Below are 17,313 nucleotides of genomic sequence, written 5' to 3'. Positions count from 1 at the left end.
CTCGGAATATGAACGCAGAAGCCGACGCACGCGACGCCGCCGCACTGGCCACTTCGGCACGGGCCACTTCCGCAAAGGCCACGGTGAAGGACGACGACCGCAGTCACGTCTTCCACTCCTGGTCGGCCCAGGAGCTCATCGACCCGCTCGCCGTGGCCGGTGCCGAGGGTTCCTACTTCTGGGACTACGACGGCAACCGCTTCCTCGACTTCTCCAGCGCCCTCGTCTACACGAACATCGGCTACCAGCACCCGAAGGTCGCCGCGGCCATCGCCGAGCAGGCCGGCAAGCTCTGCACCGTCGCGCCCGGCTTCGCCGTCGACGTGCGCTCGGAGGCCGCCCGGCTGATCGCCGAGCGCACCCCCGGCGACCTCGACAAGATCTTCTTCACCAACGCGGGCGCCGAGGCCGTCGAGAACGCCGTCCGCATGGCGCGCGTGCACACCGGCCGCCCCAAGGTGCTGTCCGCGTACCGCTCGTACCACGGCGCCACCTCGACCGCGATCAACCTCACCGGGGACGCGCGCCGCTTCGGCAACGACACCGCCACCGCCGGCGTCGTCCACTTCTGGGGGCCCTTCGCCTACCGCTCGCCCTTCTACGCGGCCACCCCCGCCGAGGAGTGCGAGCGCGCGCTGCGCCACCTGGAGGACACCATCGTCTTCGAGGGCCCGCAGTCCATCGCCGCGATCATCCTGGAGACCGTCGGCGGCGCCCCCGGCGTGCTCGTGCACCCCGACGGCTACCTGGCCGGGGTCCGGGAGCTCTGCGACCGCTTCGGCATCGTCTTCATCCTCGACGAGATCATGGTCGGCTTCGGCCGCACCGGTAAGTGGTTCGCCTCCGAGCACTGGGACGTGGTCCCCGACCTCATCTGCTTCGCCAAGGGCGTCACCAGCGGCTACGTCCCCCTCGGCGGGGTCGCCATCTCGGCCGCCATCGCCGAGACCTTCGCCCGCCGGCCCTACCCGGGCGGGCTGACGTACTCCGGGCACGTGCTGGCCTGCGCCGCCGCCGTCGCGACGATCAACGTCATGGAGGAGGAGGGCACCGTCGAGCAGTCCGCCCGCACCGGAGCCGAGCTCCTCGGGCCGGGTCTCGCCGCGATCGCCGAGCGCCACCCGTCCGTCGGGGAGGTGCGGGGTCTGGGCACGTTCTGGGCCCTGGAGCTCGTACGGAACGAGGAGACGCGCGAGCCGCTGGTGCCGTACAACGCCGCGGGCGCGGACAACGCGCCGATGGCCGAGTTCGGGGCGGCCCTGAAGAAGGGCGGGCTGTGGCCGCTGCTCGCCGGGAACCGCATCCACGTCGCACCGCCCTGCAACATCTCGGCGCAGGACGTGGAGAAGGGGCTGCGGATCATCGACGAGGCCCTGACGGTGGCCGACGCGCACACGGTCTGACGGGTCTGACCTGCTCGGACCATACGGATGCCCAAACCGTGGGTGCCTGTCTCGGAGGATTCGGTCCCTTACGAACGACATGTGAACGTGCTGGAATCAACAGGCACCTACGGACCGGGATGCACGTCAGTCCCGGGGCGGTCCACGCGAGGAATCGGCGTGACCGAACGGCGGGGGGCGGGCTGCGCGTCCGCCGGACGCCGGGCGTACGGGATCCAGACAACCGGACTCCGTGTTCCCGAGTACCCGAAGGAAGACAGCGCATGAGCAAGCACATCCTCGCCCAGAACCAGTACGGCAAGGCCGAGAACCGCATCGTCAAGGTCACCCGCAAGGGCAGCGACGGCTCCTGGCACGAGATCCGCGACCTCAACGTCTCCGTCGCACTGCGCGGTGAGTTCCGCGACGTCCACCTCACCGGTGACAACGCCAACTGCCTGCCCACCGACACCACCAAGAACACCGTGTACGCCTTCTCCAAGGAGTACGGCGTCGCCTCCCCCGAGGCCTTCGGCATCCTGCTCGCCAAGCACTTCGTCTCCTCCCAGGCCCCGATCCGCGAGGCGCAGATCCGCGTCGAGGAGTACGCCTGGGAGCGGATCCCGGTCCCGACGCGCAAGGAGCAGCACTCCTTCGCCCTCAAGGGCACCGAGGTGCGCACCGCGCAGATCACGTACAGCGAGACCACCGGTCTCCAGGTGATCTCGGGTCTGAAGGACCTGACCGTGATGAACTCGACCAACTCCGAGTTCCACGGCTTCATCAAGGACAAGTACACGACGCTGCAGGAGGCGTACGACCGCATCCTGGCGACCAAGGTCACCGCACGCTGGGCGCACTCGGCGCTCGCCGCCGACGACGCCGAGTACGACTGGGACCAGTCGTACAAGAAGGTCCGCAAGAACCTGCTGGAAGCCTTCGCGGAGACCTACTCGTACTCGCTGCAGCAGACCCTGAACCAGATGGCCGAGCGCGTGCTCGACAACTGCCCCAAGGTCAACGAGGTGCGCCTCAACCTCCCCAACAAGCACCACTTCCTCGTCGACCTGGAGCCCTTCGGCCTCAAGAACGACAACGAGGTCTACTTCGCGGCCGACCGCATGTACGGCCTCATCGAGGGCACCATCCACCGCGACGGCGTGCAGCCGGTGATCGCGACGAGCGACTGGATCGTGGCGTAACACCCGCCCGGCGCTCGTAGGCAGTTCGGCCCGGACCGCGTCGCGGGGTCCGGGCCGTTCCGCGTCCGCGTCCGCGTCCGCCTTACGGAGCCTGCTCCGGCTGTCCCTCCTCCGCCTGTCCCTGCTCCGGCTGTCCCACGAGCAGGTTCCAGCGACCGGAGCGGCCCGTCAGGGTCGTCACCGACGCCGGCCGTACGTCGAGCCGCCAGAAGGCCGCCGCAGGCAGCCTCAGGGCCCACACCACGGCCGCCCGTACGACGCCCTGCCCGGTCACCGCCCGGTGCGTCCCGGGCGCCAGCGCGGCCAGGTGCGCGCCGACCCGGGCGATCAGCGCCTCCACCGACTCCCCGCCGCCCGCGGGCGCGTACGCGGTGTCGGTCAGCCACCGCCGCAGCCCCTCGGGGTCCTCCCCGGCCACCTCGTCCATGCTCCGCCCGGCCCAGGCCCCGTGATCCTGGCCACGCAGCCCTTCGTGCCCCGGGCACGGATCCCGGTAGGGGAACCGGTGCAGCCGCCCGGCCTCGTCCAACGGGGGTCTCACGAGCCGGACTCGTACGAGCGGGGGGTTCATAAGCGGAGCATAAGCGCGGTACGGTCACGGACGACAAGACGACGGTATGACGGAAGTCCGGTTGAGAATCCGGCACGGTCGCGCCACTGTGAATCCTCCCGGAGGGGGAGGAAAGTCAGACCCGCCACCGTCGTCAAAAGCACCACTGACCGGGACGCGTGTTCCCTCTGGAGGCTCTGCCATGGCCAACTCCGCCGTGCCCACGACTGCCACCCCCCTGGCCGTCGCGCCCATCTCCCTCACCGCTCTCGCCCCCTGGGCGCTGTTCGTCGGTGTCCTGATGCTGGTCCTGCTCTACCTCGTCGGCGCCGAGCAGGGTGCCACCGCGATCTTCGAAGGCGACACCGTCCACGAGTGGATGCACGACGGCCGCCACCTCCTCGGCTTCCCCTGCCACTGATCCACCGATCCGCAAGGGACCGACAACTCCATGAACACCATTTCCCCCCGCGTGCTCCTCGTCAGAGGCATGCTCGCCGGCCTGCTGGCCGGTGTCGCCGCGTTCCTCGTCGCGTACCTCCTGGGCGAGTCCCAGGTGGACGCGGCGATCGCCATCGAAGAGGCCGGATCCCACGACCACGGTGACGCCGAGGCCGCCCCGGTCAGCCGCGCCCTGCAGGCCACGGCCGGCCTGGGCACCGGAACCCTGCTCTACGGGATCGCGCTCGGCGGCATCGCCGCGCTCGTCTACTGCTACGCCCTGGGCCGGATCGGCCGCTTCGGCCCGCGGACCACGGCGGCGCTGGTGGCCGGCGGTCTGTTCGTCACCGTCAACCTGGTGCCGTTCCTCAAGTACCCCGCCAACCCGCCGGCCGTCGGCGACCCCGACACCGTGGTCCGGCGGACCACCCTGTTCATCCTGATGATCGCGCTCAGCGTGCTGCTCGCCTCGATCGCACTGATCGTGGGCCGCCGCCTCGCACCGCGCCTGGGCAACTGGAACGCCTCGATCGTCGCCTCGCTCGCCTTCGTGGTGGCGATCGGCATCGCCTACGCGGCCCTGCCCGGCATCAACGAGGTGCCGGCGGACTTCCCGGCTGCGCTCATCTGGAAGTTCCGGCTCTCCTCGCTGGGCATCCAGGTCGCGCTGTGGAGCGCTTTCGGCCTGGCTTTTGGATTTCTTGCCGAACGGGCCCTTGTCCCGGCTGCCGCACCCAAGGAGGCTGTACAGCCTGCGAGTTGACGTCTTGCGTGCAGGTGACTGAAAGGCTGGTGGCGGCGCGGTGACGACGGCGATCCGAGAGCTCGGGGACCACCGAAGACCCAAAGACCGCCGGGAGGGATCGCGCCGCCCACGCCTGCCCCACCTGTCGCGCCCGTCCCGCCTGTCACGCCTGCCGAACCGTCAGCAGTGGCAGGAAGTGCGGGAGTGGCGCGGCTGGACGGGCGCCGCCCCGTTCTGGCTCAACGCGGCGCTCCTGTTACTGACGCCGTTCACCACCGTCACCCTGCTCGCGCAGGTGGGCATCATCGCGGGCCTGACCGCCCTCGCCGGTCTGGCCCGTCACCTCTGGTCGGGCGACTACGGTCATGCGGCCATCCACACGGCCGCCGCGCTGATGGGCGCGGCGGCGGTGACGGTCGTGGTGGTCTGACGAGGAGGCGGTTCGGGGGCTGGCCCCCGAACGACCCTCCCGGCTGCCGGATGGAGCGGCGCAGGATGCTCAACCATCCTCGTTTCATGACCACTTACCGCAGCAGGACCGCGCTCGTCGCCCTCTGTGCCACGGCCGTGGCGGCCACCCTGACCGGGACGGCCGGCGCCGCCGCCGGCACCACGGCTGCCGCCACCGCCACCGCCACCGCTCCGCCGGTCCTGGCCTGGACGGCGTGCACCCACAAGGACCACCTCGACGGGCAGCAGTGCGCGAAGCTGCCCGTCCCCCTCGACTACGCCGACCCGGCCGGCCCGCAGGTCGAGCTCGCCGTGTCCCGGCTCCCCGCCGGCCGTCCCGCCGCCCGGCACGGCACCCTGGCCGTGGTCCCCGGCGGGCCGGGCAGCTCGGGCGTGCGGCGGCTCTCGCAGAAGGGCGCGGCGCTGGCGGGGCAGCTGGCCGGTGCCTACGACCTCGTCGCGCTGGACCCGCGCGGGGTCGGTGGCAGCGTCACCGCGGCGTGCGGCCTGGCCGAGGCCGACCGGCACATGACGACCCTGCGCTCCTGGCCCGGCGCCGACGGGAACATCGCGCAGAACGCCGAACGGGCCCGCCGGGTGGCCGGGGCCTGCGCCGCGAACGGCGGTGCGGTGCTGCGCAGTTTCACCACCGCCAACCAGGCGCGCGACATGGACCGCTTCCGGGAGGCCCTAGGCGAGCGGAAGCTGTCCATGTGGGCCGTCTCCTACGGGACCTACGTGACGGCGGTGTACGCGCAGAAGTTCCCGCACCGCACCGACCGCCTGGTGCTGGACAGCAGCGGGGACCCCGACCCGGCGCGGGTCGAGCGCGGCTGGCTCGCGAACATGGCGCAGGGCGCCGAGGACCGCTTCCCCGACTTCGCCGCCTGGGCGGCGGACCCGGCGCGGGCGGAGGGGGAGCGGCTCGCCGAACGCCCGGAAGAGGTGCGCCCGTTGTTCCTGGCGCTGGCCGCGGAACTGGACCGTGCCCCCAGGGCCTCCAACGTCGCCGGGCTGCCGCTGACCGGCACCATGCTGCGCCAGGCCATGCAGCTCGCCCTCTACGGCGACGCCCAGTTCGCCCCCTTCGCCCGCCTGGTCCGCGCGGCCCGGGACCCCGAGGCGCTCCCGGAGCTGCCCCCGGAGCTCGCCGGGGCGCTGCCCGACACGGACGCGGCGCTGATGGTGGGGGTCATCTGCAACGACGTGGCCTGGCCGAAGGGCGTCTCCGGGTACGGGCGGGCGGTGGCCGCGGACCGGGCGGCGCACCCGCTGACGGCCGGCATGCCGGCGAACATCACCCCGTGCGCCTTCTGGAAGGACGGCCCCGCCGAGCCTCCCACGCGCATCACCGACCGGGGTCCGTCGAACATCCTGATGGTGCAGAACCGCCGCGACCCGGCGACCCCGTACGCCGGCGCGCTGAAGATGCGCGAGGCGCTCGGCTCGCGCGCCCGGCTGCTCACCGTCGAGCGCGGCGGCCACGGGGTCTACCTCGGCAACGGCAACGCCTGCTCCGACCGCGCGGTCACCGCGTACCTCACGACGGGGGAGCGTCCGCCGCGGGATTCCGTGTGCCCGTCCTGAAGATCCGGTCCAGGTGGTGGCGCAGCACCGCGACGGCCGACTCGGGGCCGCGCTGGCCCACCAGGATGCTGGTGCCCATGGTCGCCGCCATGGCGAGGAGGCTGATGGCCTCGGTGCGCGCGTCGGCGTCCGGGTCGGCCAGGCCGGCCTCCTGGGCCCCGGCGATCAGTCCGGCCACCGCGTTCTCGGCGGCGTCGGGGTTGTCGATGAAGGGCTGGGCGGCGAGCGCCTCGTCGGTCACGGACAGGATCGAGTAGGAGCTGTAGAGGAGGTGGAAGGTGCGGCTCTCCTCGTCGGTCGGCAGGGAGGCCAGCAGCAGCGCCTCGATCGTCGCGCGCGGGCCGGGGGCGGGGCCGGCGGCGGCGAGGCGGGCGCCGACGCGCGCGGTGAAGCGGTCGGTGAGGTGCTGGAGCCCGTAGAAGAGCAGCTTCTCCTTGGTCTGGAAGTAGTACTGGACCAGGCGCAGGGAGACCCCGGCCTCGGCCGCCACGTCGCGCATGCCGACCGCGTGCAGCCCGCGCCGTCCGGCGACGCGGATGAGTGCCTCGGCGATCTGGGTGCGCCGTTCCTCGTGGTCCACGCGTTTCGGCATGTTCTGGTGTCTCCGCCCGTCGGTGCCCGTCCTCGGTGCTGAGCCCGCGGCTCCTTTTCATGGTACCGCCGTACCAACATCATGGTACGGTCGTATCACGAAGAACGGATCCCCTCCAGGAGGTGCCCCCGTGCCCGAGAAGAAGCCCGCACGCCGCGACATCGGCCGCTACGTGAGCGACGAACTGCGCGACCGCTACTTCGCCGCCTGCGACGCGCTCTACGCGCTGGGGGCTCCCCTCCGCTCCGAGACGGACGTGGAGACGAGCTTCGGCACCACGCACGTCTACCGCTACGGGCCCACGGACCCGGCGGCGGAGTCCCGTACGCCGATCGTCCTGATCCACGGCTCGGGCGGCTGCTCGGCCCAGTGGTACCCCAACACCGCCGCCCTCAGCGCCGACCGGCCCGTCTACGCCCTCGACACCCCCGGCGACCCGGGCCGCAGCGTCCAGCACGAGGCGATGTGGCAGCCCGAGCGGGCGGCCCGGTGGATGGACGAGGCCCTCGACGCACTGGGCCTGGACCGGATCCACCTGGTCGGCTCCTCCTACGGCGGCTGGCTGGTCATCAACCAGGCGCACCTGCGCCCCGGCCGGCTCGCCTCGGTCACCGCGCTGGACCCGGGCGGCCTGGAGAAGGTGGGGCTGCGCTTCTTCGTGTGGATCTTCGCCAGTCTCTTCGCGACCTTCGCCCCCAAGGCGCTGCGCCCGGCCCTGGCCAAGTGGCTGGAGCAGCCGGTGCTGGTCGTCCCGGAACTGCGCGCGATGATCCGGACGGGCGTCCGCGCCTTCCGGATCCGCCGGCCCGCGCCGCTGCCGCTCTCGGACGCCGAACTGGGCACGATCCGGACGCCGTTCTACCTCATCATGGGCAAGCGGAGCCTGCTCGTGCACCCGGAGCGCCAGCTGGAGCGGGTGCCCCGGGTGATCCCCGGAGCCCGCGCCGAGATCGTCTCCGCGACCGGGCACGGCCCGCAGCTCGACCACCCCGAGCTGGTCAACGCCCGGATGCTCGGCTTCTTCGAGGACGTCGACTCGCTGGACCCGGCCGCGCACGGGGCCGCGTAGCGCAGGCGGGTCGGCGCGGGTGCGGGGCGGCGCGCGTGCGGGGCTCCGTTCGGGCGGTGGTCCGCTCAGGCGGTCCGGAAGCGGAGCCGGTACTCCGTCGGCGTGATGCCGAGCGTGCGGCGGAAGGCCCGTACGAGGGTGTCGGCGGTGCCGAACCCGCAGGTGGAGGCGATGCGTTCGAGCGTGGCATCGGTGGCTTCGAGCCGGTTGCGGGCCAGTTCCACCCGGGCCGACTCGATGTAGGCGGCCGGGGTCATGCCCAGCTCGGCCTTGAAGATCCGGGCCAACTGCCGCTCGCTGACGTGCGCGTGGGCGGCGATGTCGGCCAGGCTGAGCCGCCCGCCGAGGTGCCGCCGGATGAAGTGCCGCAGCTCCTCGCCGCGCCGCGTCGCCGAGACGGGCTCCAGCGGGACGCTGAACTGGCTCTGCCCGCTGGGCCGCTTCAGGTACATCACGAGCTGCCGGGCCACGCGCAGGGCGATGCCCTCGCCGAAGTCCTCGGCCACCAGGGCGAGCGAGAGGTCCAGGCAGGCGCTGATCCCGGCGCCGGTCCACACCTCGCCCTCCCGGATGAAGATCGGATCGGCGTCCACCTCGACCGCCGGGTGCTCGGCGGCGAGCTGCTCCGCGGTGGACCAGTGGGTGGTGGCCCGCTTCCCGTCGAGCAGCCCGGCCGCGGCGAGGAGGTGGGCGCCCACGCAGACGGACGCGACCCGGCGCGCGCACCCGGCGAGCGTCCGCACCTGCTCGACGAGCTCCGGGTCGGTGAGGGCGCGGACGCGCCGCTCGGCGTCCACCTCGACCGCGCCGGGCACCAGCAGCGTGTCGATGCTCCGCGCGGCGGCCTCGCCGAAGGTCAGGTCCGGCAGGATGCGCACCCCGGCCGAGGTGGTGACGGGGTCGAGTGTCCGGGCGGCCAGCACGACCCGGTAGCCGGCCGCGTCCCCGGTCTCCCGCCGGACCAGCGAGAACACCTCCGGCGGCCCGGTGACGTCCAACAGGTCGACGCCCTCGAAGAGCACGATCACGATCAGCCGCGCGACGGGCTCCAAGGGCTCGGGGGGTGCGGGGGGCGCGGTACGGCGGTCCAGCCGGTGTCCATGGGTCTCATGGGTCTCCATGTCATCTCCGTGGGTGCTTCTCGGCCGACGCTCACGAGCAGGTGTGTGCAACGCTAACACGACATGTAAGCGTCGATTACGAAACCCTGCGATGCCCCTTCACCAGGCCCCGGTCTCCCCGGGTCGGATCTGTTAGCGCTGCTACCATCGGCGCCATGTCAACGGCCCGAGAGCGCATCCTGGAAGCCACCGCGGAGCTGCTCGCCACCAAGGACGCGGCGGCGATCTCCACCCGGGCGATCTGCGACCGGGCCAAGGTCGGCATGCCCGAGATCTACCGCCAGTTCGGCGACAAGGAAGGACTGCTCACCGCGGTGGCCGACCTCGGCTTCGAACGGTTCCTCGCCAACAAGAGGCGCAACCCGCGGACCGACGACCCGGTGGCGGACCTGCGCACGGCCTGGGACAGCCACGTCGCCTTCGCGCTCGGCAACCCCCACCTCTACCGACTGATGTTCACCCCGGCCGGCACGGCCAAGCCGCAGGCGATCGCGGAGGCGCAGGCCCTGCTCCTGGCGGCCGTGGGACGCTGCCGCGACGCCGGCCGGCTGCGCACGTCCGCGGCGCTGGCCGGACAGTCGATCCTCTCGGCGAACGTGGGCGTCTGCCTGATGGCCCTGTCCTTCCCCGAGCTGTACGGCGGCCTGGACATCTCGCAGTCGATACGGGACGCGGTGATCGGGAAGGTCACCGGCGACGAGCGGGAGGACACGAGGATCGGCGCCGCGACCGTCCTCGCCCAGACCCTGCTCGACACCCTCACGGGAGCGACCCCCGCGACCTGATGCGGCTCGACCCTGAGCTGACGACGGCCCTACGCCCGGCCGCCGCGGGTGAAGCCGGAGACCAGCTCGACGAACTCGTTCTCCCTCTCGAAGAAGGCGACGTGCCCGGCCTCGATCTCGGCGTACGTGCTGTGCGCGATCGCGGCGTGCAGCGCGCGGCTGTTCTCCACCGGGACGGTGATGTCCAGGGTGGCGCCGATGACGAGCGTCTCGGCCTCGATGCGCGGCAGCAGGTCGCGGATGTCGACGCGGGTGTCGAGGTCCACGTGGCGCAGGGTGCCGGGGGTGGGCGGCATGTTCGGGATCAGGAGCTCGACCTGTTCCCGGCCGATCGCGTTGAGGAAGCCCCGGCTGAAGCCGGTCATGGCCACGGAGCGGCCGAAGGCGGCCGGGTCGGACATGCCGAGGCGCTGCCACAGGGCGAAGAGGTTGCGCAGGTACTCGTCCCCGTCGGTATGGGCCCATCCGGCGACCAGGATCAGCCGCCGCACGAGGTCGGGGCGCAGCGCGGCGACGGCGGCGGACACCGGGGCGCCCATGGAGAAGCCGAGCAGGTCCACCGGACCGGTGCCCGCGTCCTCGATGACGGCGATGACCTGTGCGGCCAGCCCCTCCACGGTCAGCCGGCCCCCGTCGTCCGCGGTGCGGTCGGTGCCGGACAGGTCGGGGGTGATCACCGTGTGGTCGGCGGTGAACCGGGGCAGCGTCTGACCCCAGTTCACGGCGGCGCCTCCCGAGCCGGTGCCGTGCACGAGGACGAGCGCGGGGCCCGAGCCGGTGCGCTCGTAGAACACCTCGGCGTCGGCGACGCGCACGGTGGAGCTCACGGTGGTGGTCGCGGTGGAGCTCGCGGTGGTGGCTACTGAGGTGGTCGCGGGGGTGGTCACGGGGGTGGCGTCGACGGGGGCGGTGAGGGTCGTGGACATGGCTGCTGCTCCTCTGGGTGGCGGTGGCCGCCGGGGTGCTTCCCCTCCGGCAACGCCCACTGTGCCGCCGGGCCGAGGGGGCCGGGAGAGCCCCCTCGAACCTGGGACCGGCGATCCCTGGATACGCCGCCGCGGCGCCGCCCGCGAGGCGTCCGGCAGGATGATCCACATGACGACAGACCGCCGTGAGCTCGCCGACTTCCTCCGCCGTTCGCGCGAGCGGGTGCGCCCGCAGGACGCGGGTCTCACCGCCGGGCCCCGGCGGCGCACGCCCGGGCTGCGGCGCGAGGAAGTGGCCCAGCTCGCGGGCATGTCGGCCGACTACTACATCCGGCTGGAGCAGGCCCGCGGCCCGCAGCCCTCACGGCAGATGCTGTCCGCCCTGGCCCGTGCCCTGCGCCTGAGCGACGACGCCCGCGACCACCTCCACCTGCTCGCCGGGCACCGCCCGCCCGCCGCGCGGGTGGCCGGTGACCAGGTCGGCGCCGGCCTCCTGCACCTCCTCGACCAGCTGTCCGGCACTCCGGCGCAGGTCCTGAGCGACCTGGGCGACGTACTGGCCCAGAACGAGATGGCCCGCGCGCTGCTGGGCGGCGTGTGCACGGTGTCCGAGCACGGCCGCAACGTGGTCTGGCGCTGGTTCGCCGATCCGGCCGCGCGGGACGCCTACCCGGCCGGGGAACACGAGCAGTACAGCCGCCTCCACGTGGCGGACCTGCGGGCGGCCGTCGGCCGGCGCTCCTCGGACCCGGCCGCCACCCGTCTGGTGGAACGGCTGAAGGAAGCCAGCGCGGAGTTCACCGCCCTGTGGGAGCTGCACGAGGTCGCCGTCCGCCGCCACAGCCGCATGCGGGTGATCCACCCGGTCGTCGGCCCCGTCGACCTCGACTGCCAGGTGCTCCTCGCCCCGGAGGGGGACCAGCGGCTCCTGCTCCTGACGCCCCCGCCGGGCACGGACACGGCCGAGCGGCTGAACCTGCTCCGTGTCGTCGGCACCGAGCAGTTCGCGCAGCCGGGCTGACGCGCAGTCCTCGTAAACCATCCATCTCCGCAAACCACCCCGAAGTGCGTCAAAGTGGATCAGGTGTTCAGATGAGGCGATGCCCGGTCCCGGTGTCGCCCCCGCTGAAATGGAGCGAGAGATGGCCAACCCGCCCTTCGAGAGCCTCCCCTTCGAGGACACGACCGACTTCGAGAACGCCGACCGCGGATTCATCGGCGCCCTCGTGCCCGCCGTGGTCAAGGGCGCCGAAGGCCGCACCGTATGGGACAACGACGCGTACGCCTTCCTGAAGGCCGACTGCCCCGGCACCGCGAACCCCAGCCTGTGGCGGCAGGCGCAGCTCGCCTCCAAACAGGGCCTCTACGAGGTCGCGGACGGCATCTACCAGGTCCGGGGCCTCGACCTCTCGAACATGACCCTCGTGGAGGGCGACCGCGGGGTCGTCGTCATCGACCCGCTGATCTCCGCCGAGACCGCCGCCGCCGCGCTGGCGCTGTACCGCGAGCACCGGGGGGACCGCCCGGTCACCGGCATGATCTACACGCACTCGCACGGCGACCACTTCGGCGGGGCCCGCGGCGTGCTCCCGCGCGGCACGGAGGAGGGCGTGCCGATCCTCGCCCCCGAGGGGTTCCTGGAGCACGCGGTCAGCGAGAACGTGTACGCGGGCAATGCCATGACCCGCCGCGCCGTCTTCATGTACGGGGACCGGCTGCCCAAGGCCCCCGACGGCCAGATCGGCGCCGGCCTGGGCATGACCACCTCCACCGGCACCATCACCCTCATCCCGCCCACCGTGGACATCACGTCCACCGGGCAGGAGGAGACGGTCGACGGGGTGCGGATCGTCTTCCAGCTCACGCCCGGCACCGAGGCGCCGGCCGAGATGAACTTCCTCTTCCCCGACAGGCGGGCACTGTGCCTGGCGGAGAACGCCACGCACAACATGCACAACATCCTGACCCTGCGGGGCGCCGTCGTCCGCGACTCCCGCATCTGGTCGCGCTACCTCGACGAGGCGATCGAGTACTTCGGCGACGCCTACGACGTGGCCTTCGCCTCCCACCACTGGCCCACGTGGGGCCGGGAGAACGTCGTCGCGTTCCTCACCGCCCAGCGCGACCTGTACGCGTACATGCACGACCAGACCCTGCGCCTGCTCAACGACGGCCTGACGGGACCCGAGATCGCCGAGGAGCTGGTCCTGCCGCCCGCCCTGGAGAACTCCTGGCACGCGCGCGGCTATTACGGCTCGCTCTCCCACAACGTCAAGGCCATCTACCAGCGTTACCTCGGCTGGTTCAACGGCAACGCCGCGACCCTCTGGGAGCATCCGCCGGTCGAACTCGCCCGGCGCTACGTCGACTCCATGGGCGGCCCCGAGCAGACCCTCAACAAGGCCCGCGCCTACGCCGACTCCGGCGACCTCCGCTTCGCGGCCACCCTCCTCAACCACCTGGTCTTCGCCGAGCCCGGCCGTACGGACGCCAAGGAGGCCCTCGCGGGCGTCTACGACCAGCTCGGGCAGGGCGCGGAGAACGGCACCTGGCGCAACTTCTACCTCACCTCCGCCATGGAACTGCGGCACGGCGAGAACGCCGCCCTGCTGGACACCGCCAACCCGGAGATGGCGGTGGCCCTGACCACCGACATGCTCCTGGACTCGATCGCCGTCCGGATCGACGGACCCCGGGCCTGGGACGAGGACCTCACCATCGACCTGGTCCTCACCGACGAGGACAGCCGCCACCGCCTCACCCTCCACAACGGCGCCCTCACCCACCGCACGGTCACCGACCCCCGCACCCCGGCGGGCCTGACCCTGACCCTCACCAAGCCCCAGCTCCTGGCCGTCCTCGCGGGCAAAGCCCCGGACACCCTCTCCACGTCGGGCTCCCCGGCCCTCCTCAGCCGCCTGTTCTCCTACGTGACGAACCCCGACACGGCATTCCCGATCGTCACGCCGTAGTACCGGCGCCGGTCAGCCCGAGAGCTCCGTCGCCACCGACCGGAACCAGGCGCCGTGGGAGAACGGCTCCGGCGGGTCCACCTCCATGCCGAGTTCCGCGGCGGCCAGGGCGTAGTCGGCCTCGTCCAGGGGGAGGGCGAGCAGTTCGCCCAGTTCGCCCACGAGGCGTGCGACCAGCTGGGGGTGGGTGGTGGCGGCGTAGTCGGCGACGGCGGCGTCGTGGTCGGGGAACTCGTCCACGACGTCCTGCGAGAACCAGCCGCCGAGCAGCTGCGCGGTCTCCGGGAAGCGTGCGTGCCACTCCCAGTGCGTCGCCGGGGACGAGGGTTCCGGTACGTCGCCCTCCTCGATGCTCCGCTTCAGGTGCTCGGCCAGCAGCAGCAGCCAGTCGCCGATCTCCGCCTGCGGCATCCCGGTGTCCGGGATCGCGTAGAACTCGCCCAGGTCCTGCCGGATCCGCCCCGGCGGGTTGCGGCTGTACGCGCGCAGCTGGCGCTCCGCCTCCGCGATGGCGGAGGGGCGGGTGTGCCAGGTGTGGCGCAGGTACGCCTCCAGCGCGCGGCTGCGCCGCTCGGGGGTGTCATCGGCGGGCTGCCCCAGGTAGGCGCGCATCACCTGGTCCAGCTCGCCGTACCGGCGGTCGTGTTCGAGGGGCTTCATGGACATGTGCGGGCAGCCCCTACAGGTAGACCGGGACGGTCGTGTGGACGACGAAGCCGTGCGGGCTCGACGGTTCGCGGCGCAGTACGACGCGCGCCGCCCGTACGTCGACGGGCCCGTGCCCGGCCAGCAGATCGGCCCCCACCTGCACCCGCCCCACGGGCTCCGCGCGGGAGGGCCAGGCCGCCTCGACGGTGAGCCGGGCCCGGGTGCCCTGGGCGAGCCAGCGGTGGACGGCCTGCTCGTTGGCGGTCACCACCTGCTGGGTGGCCCACTGGGCGGTCTCCCGGTCGGGGTAGGAAGCGGAACGGGTCAGCACCGGGGCATCCTCTCAAATCTCCTGGTCATCAGTAGTCGGCGAAGTTCCAGAACATGCCGACCTCGGTGTCCGTGACGACGATCAGGCCGTAGTCCTCGGAGTAGACGCTCAGCGGGCTGTACGCCCAGCTCCGCTCCGTGAAGTCGAGGGTGCCGGGGACCGGCCCGGGCTTGCTGACGTTGGTGTGGAACGTCGCGGAGTCCCCGTACCGCGCGAGGACCGTGCGCGCCATGACGCGCAGTTCCTCCTCGCTCTCCGTGAAGCGCTTGAGGCTGGACAGGGTGCAGCCGTCGTCCGTGAGGGCCAGCAGCAGGTTCTCGGCGCTGCCCCGGTCGATCTCCCACAGGCGGGGCGCGACGTACTCCGGGGGGTGGCCGGCGAAGGGGAAGGCGGGGGACTCCTCGCGCTCGGGTGCCCGCGCCGCGTCGTCGAGACCGGTCCAGCCCCGCGGGTCGGGGACCCGGGCCATCAGCGCGAGGACGTCGAGGACCCAGTCCTCGTGGCGGCGCGGGCCCGTGGCGTCGTACGGGTAGGCGTCCTCGAACAGGTGGCGGACCGCGGCTTCCCAGGAGGTCTGGTCGACGGACATGTGGTGCTGGCCTTTCTCGGCGGGGCGGCGGGTCGGCGGGTCTTCGAGCTCTAGGTCTTCGAGGGCATGGAGGTCATCACGGTGAAGGGCGGGGTGCGGCTGCTGTCGTACTTGATGCGCGTGTCGATGCCGTTCACGTCGTACGCCTTGGCGCCCAGGCCGCCCTGCTTGTACCCGGACAGCGGGTCGTTCGGGTCCACCGGCTGTTTGCTCACGCTGCGGCCGCTGGTCTCGCCGCCCGGCGCCGTCGCGTAGAAGGACTTGACGTCGCCGTCGGTCGCCGGCGGCGGCCCCTTGATCCATGCGTCGATGGCGGCCTTGTTGTGGTTGAGGTTGTACTCGGTCAGGTCTTCGGCCCGCTGGTAGTTCGGGAAGGCGGAGGAGCCGCTCGGCATCGGCTTGCCGTGCGGCCAGGCCGCCGTCGGGCCGTTCGACTGCTGGTCGCGCAGGCGCTGCGCCAGCTGCTCGTCCGTCTTGCCGACGTGCTTGTCCAGCGAATGGCCGTCCGCCGAGTACTCGTTGGCGCCGAGGTTCAGATCGTAGTTCCCGTTCGAGTCGATCTTGAGCCACACCTGCGAGTCCTTGAACTCCTCCAGGGACCGCATGCCGAAGCCGTGCGCACGGGCGACGCCGGCCTCGAACGTGGGGGCGCTCAGGTAGGCCTCGTCCAGCGGCGCCCTCAGCGCCTCCATGCGGGTGGTCAGGCCGGACAGGATGCCGGTGTACGTGTCGACGATCCGGTTCAGCTTGGCCGTGTCGATGTTCAGTACGGTCTTGACGTCGAAGGAGAGGATCAGCCCCACGCCCTTGCCGATGGCGGAGGTCACGGTGCTGATGATGCTCTTGGGGTCCTTGGGCTTGGCCAGGTCGTCGATGATCTCCTTGGCGGCCTTCCACATGGCCCGGTGGAGCTCCTCCGCGACCTCACGGTTCAGGTCGACGGCGGCTTCCGCGTACTCCCGCAGGATGGTGGCCGTGCCGTCGGCCGTGTCCTTCAGCACGGCCAGCACCGGTTCGCTGCCCGTGGGGACGCGGGGCGTGCCGTGCCCGGAGTTGGCGGTCTGCGCCCACTGATAGCCGTTGCGCTGCTGTCCCCACGCCGTCGAGCCCCACAGCGCGCCGCAGAAGGTCCGCATGGCGGCCTCCCAGTCGGCCTGCTGGTGGTTGGTGATGGCGCCGACGGCCTGGGTGAGCTGGTCCGCCACCAGCGTCGCCGTGATGGAGACGTCCATCCAGGCGTGGCACAGGGAGTTGAGGTAGTGCTGCTGCGGGAAGGGGTAGACGTCCGCCACCCGGCCGACCCGGAACACGTGCTTGCACAGCGGCTGGAGCACGTCCCGGACGATCTCGGGGATGCCCTCCATCAGGCCGCGCAGGAAGTCGTCGCCGCCGTCGTCGTCCCCCCACTTGATGTCGGGGACCGGGTCGAAGTGCGGAGCCCTGTCGATGACCGTGGGCCGCGGGCGCTGCTCCGCCGTCTTCCCCGGCTGGGGATGGGCCGCCGCGTCCGCCTTGGTGTAGGCGTTGGCCGTCTCGGTGAACCCGACGGCTACGCCGCCGACACTGAGCACGGAACGGCCCCAGACCTCCAGCCAGCGGTCGCCGATCTTCTTGTACGCCTGGGCGAACCGCTCCGCCTCGGTGCCGGCGCCGCCGGCATCGGGGTGCTTGCGCAGCTCCTCCAGCAGCTTGTTGGCACCGCGCACCAGGAAGTCCTGCTGCGAAGCGACCCGTCCGGAGACCGACCACAGGTCGCTCGGCTTGACGTCGATGGCACCGCCGGCGCCGGTCACACCGGTCCCACCGGTCGCTCCGGGGGGCGGGGTGGGGGAGGGCGTGGGGGACGTGGTCGGGGAGGGCGTGGGTGTGGGCGTCGGAGTGGGCGTGGCGGTAGGTGTGGGCGTCGGTGTGGCGGTGGGCGTC

Annotated in this window: 18 protein-coding genes; 10 read left to right on the top strand and 8 right to left on the bottom strand. The window is 72.0% G+C overall.

From position 1 onward, the window contains the following. Positions 1–8: 8 nt before the first annotated feature. Positions 9–1,403, top strand: a complete 1,395-nt coding sequence (locus tag ACIA8F_RS29870) for an aspartate aminotransferase family protein (RefSeq protein WP_399383411.1) — start codon at positions 9–11, stop codon at positions 1,401–1,403. 263 nt (positions 1,404–1,666) lie between these two features. Beyond that, complete coding sequence (gene pucL / locus ACIA8F_RS29865; protein ID WP_399383409.1) at positions 1,667–2,584, top strand: factor-independent urate hydroxylase; 918 nt, start codon at positions 1,667–1,669, stop codon at positions 2,582–2,584. 82 nt (positions 2,585–2,666) lie between these two features. On the opposite strand, the gene ACIA8F_RS29860 is transcribed toward pucL, so the two are convergent. Continuing rightward, positions 2,667–3,125, bottom strand: coding sequence for a histidine phosphatase family protein (locus tag ACIA8F_RS29860; RefSeq protein ID WP_399383407.1), 459 nt, complete (start codon positions 3,123–3,125; stop codon positions 2,667–2,669). A gap of 211 nt (positions 3,126–3,336) precedes the next feature. On the opposite strand from ACIA8F_RS29860, the gene ACIA8F_RS29855 reads away from it, so the two are divergent. The 4 genes from ACIA8F_RS29855 to ACIA8F_RS29840 all read left to right on the top strand — a co-directional run bounded on the left by ACIA8F_RS29855 (position 3,337) and on the right by ACIA8F_RS29840 (position 6,357). Beyond that, positions 3,337–3,555, top strand: coding sequence for a CbtB-domain containing protein (locus ACIA8F_RS29855; protein WP_399383405.1), 219 nt, complete (start codon positions 3,337–3,339; stop codon positions 3,553–3,555). 30 nt (positions 3,556–3,585) lie between these two features. Then, the gene (locus ACIA8F_RS29850; protein WP_399383403.1) at positions 3,586–4,338 is read left to right on the top strand and encodes a CbtA family protein; all 753 of its coding nucleotides are present in this window, start codon (positions 3,586–3,588) and stop codon (positions 4,336–4,338) included. A 178-nt stretch (positions 4,339–4,516) separates the two neighbouring features. Further along, positions 4,517–4,750: a hypothetical protein gene (locus ACIA8F_RS29845; RefSeq protein ID WP_399383401.1), complete on the top strand. Its 234-nt coding sequence runs from the start codon at positions 4,517–4,519 to the stop codon at positions 4,748–4,750. Between the two features lie 86 nt (positions 4,751–4,836). Further along, a complete protein-coding gene (locus ACIA8F_RS29840; protein WP_399383400.1) occupies positions 4,837–6,357 on the top strand; it encodes an alpha/beta hydrolase in 1,521 nt (506 codons plus the stop codon). On the opposite strand, the gene ACIA8F_RS29835 is transcribed toward ACIA8F_RS29840, so the two are convergent. Further along, positions 6,311–6,949 (bottom strand): TetR/AcrR family transcriptional regulator, encoded by a 639-nt coding sequence (locus ACIA8F_RS29835; protein WP_399383399.1) that lies wholly within the window; start codon positions 6,947–6,949, stop codon positions 6,311–6,313. The two genes, ACIA8F_RS29840 and ACIA8F_RS29835, sit on opposite strands and share 47 nt — an antisense overlap. A 130-nt stretch (positions 6,950–7,079) precedes the next feature. Between ACIA8F_RS29835 and ACIA8F_RS29830 the strand changes: the two genes are divergently transcribed. Next, positions 7,080–8,018, top strand: a complete 939-nt coding sequence (locus ACIA8F_RS29830; RefSeq protein ID WP_399383397.1) for an alpha/beta fold hydrolase — start codon at positions 7,080–7,082, stop codon at positions 8,016–8,018. A gap of 65 nt (positions 8,019–8,083) precedes the next feature. Here the strand turns inward: ACIA8F_RS29830 and ACIA8F_RS29825 are convergent, their stop codons facing one another. Further along, positions 8,084–9,070: a GlxA family transcriptional regulator gene (locus tag ACIA8F_RS29825; RefSeq protein WP_399383452.1), complete on the bottom strand. Its 987-nt coding sequence runs from the start codon at positions 9,068–9,070 to the stop codon at positions 8,084–8,086. 224 nt (positions 9,071–9,294) lie between these two features. Between ACIA8F_RS29825 and ACIA8F_RS29820 the strand changes: the two genes are divergently transcribed. Then, complete coding sequence (locus tag ACIA8F_RS29820; protein ID WP_399383395.1) at positions 9,295–9,924, top strand: TetR/AcrR family transcriptional regulator; 630 nt, start codon at positions 9,295–9,297, stop codon at positions 9,922–9,924. Between the two features lie 29 nt (positions 9,925–9,953). On the opposite strand, the gene ACIA8F_RS29815 is transcribed toward ACIA8F_RS29820, so the two are convergent. Further along, positions 9,954–10,850: an alpha/beta fold hydrolase gene (locus ACIA8F_RS29815; protein ID WP_399383393.1), complete on the bottom strand. Its 897-nt coding sequence runs from the start codon at positions 10,848–10,850 to the stop codon at positions 9,954–9,956. A gap of 160 nt (positions 10,851–11,010) precedes the next feature. On the opposite strand from ACIA8F_RS29815, the gene ACIA8F_RS29810 reads away from it, so the two are divergent. Together ACIA8F_RS29810 and ACIA8F_RS29805 are read left to right on the top strand one after the other, a co-directional pair. Next, positions 11,011–11,871 carry a helix-turn-helix transcriptional regulator gene (locus tag ACIA8F_RS29810; RefSeq protein WP_399383391.1) on the top strand — a complete coding sequence of 287 codons (861 nt, stop codon included), beginning with the start codon at positions 11,011–11,013 and terminating at the stop codon, positions 11,869–11,871. 121 nt (positions 11,872–11,992) lie between these two features. After that, positions 11,993–13,822, top strand: coding sequence for an alkyl/aryl-sulfatase (locus ACIA8F_RS29805; RefSeq protein ID WP_399383390.1), 1,830 nt, complete (start codon positions 11,993–11,995; stop codon positions 13,820–13,822). 12 nt (positions 13,823–13,834) lie between these two features. Here the strand turns inward: ACIA8F_RS29805 and ACIA8F_RS29800 are convergent, their stop codons facing one another. Genes ACIA8F_RS29800 through ACIA8F_RS29785 form a run of 4 tightly spaced genes read right to left on the bottom strand, consistent with a single transcriptional unit; the run spans position 13,835 to position 17,183 of the window. Then, entirely contained in the window at positions 13,835–14,488 is a 654-nt protein-coding gene (locus ACIA8F_RS29800; protein WP_399383388.1) for a contact-dependent growth inhibition system immunity protein, read from the bottom strand. Positions 14,489–14,501: 13 nt separating this feature from the next. Beyond that, complete coding sequence (locus ACIA8F_RS29795; RefSeq protein ID WP_399383386.1) at positions 14,502–14,801, bottom strand: RNase A-like domain-containing protein; 300 nt, start codon at positions 14,799–14,801, stop codon at positions 14,502–14,504. A gap of 28 nt (positions 14,802–14,829) precedes the next feature. Then, positions 14,830–15,390: a hypothetical protein gene (locus ACIA8F_RS29790; RefSeq protein WP_399383384.1), complete on the bottom strand. Its 561-nt coding sequence runs from the start codon at positions 15,388–15,390 to the stop codon at positions 14,830–14,832. A gap of 50 nt (positions 15,391–15,440) precedes the next feature. Next, complete coding sequence (locus ACIA8F_RS29785; RefSeq protein WP_399383382.1) at positions 15,441–17,183, bottom strand: RNase A-like domain-containing protein; 1,743 nt, start codon at positions 17,181–17,183, stop codon at positions 15,441–15,443. Between the last annotated feature and the right edge of the window lie 130 nt (positions 17,184–17,313).

The sequence above is a fragment of the Streptomyces sp. NPDC051563 genome, from assembly GCF_044454225.1.
Classification (GTDB): domain Bacteria; phylum Actinomycetota; class Actinomycetes; order Streptomycetales; family Streptomycetaceae; genus Streptomyces.
The sequence above is the reverse complement of the archived record's forward strand: the minus strand, read 5'-3'. Positions and strand labels throughout refer to the sequence as shown.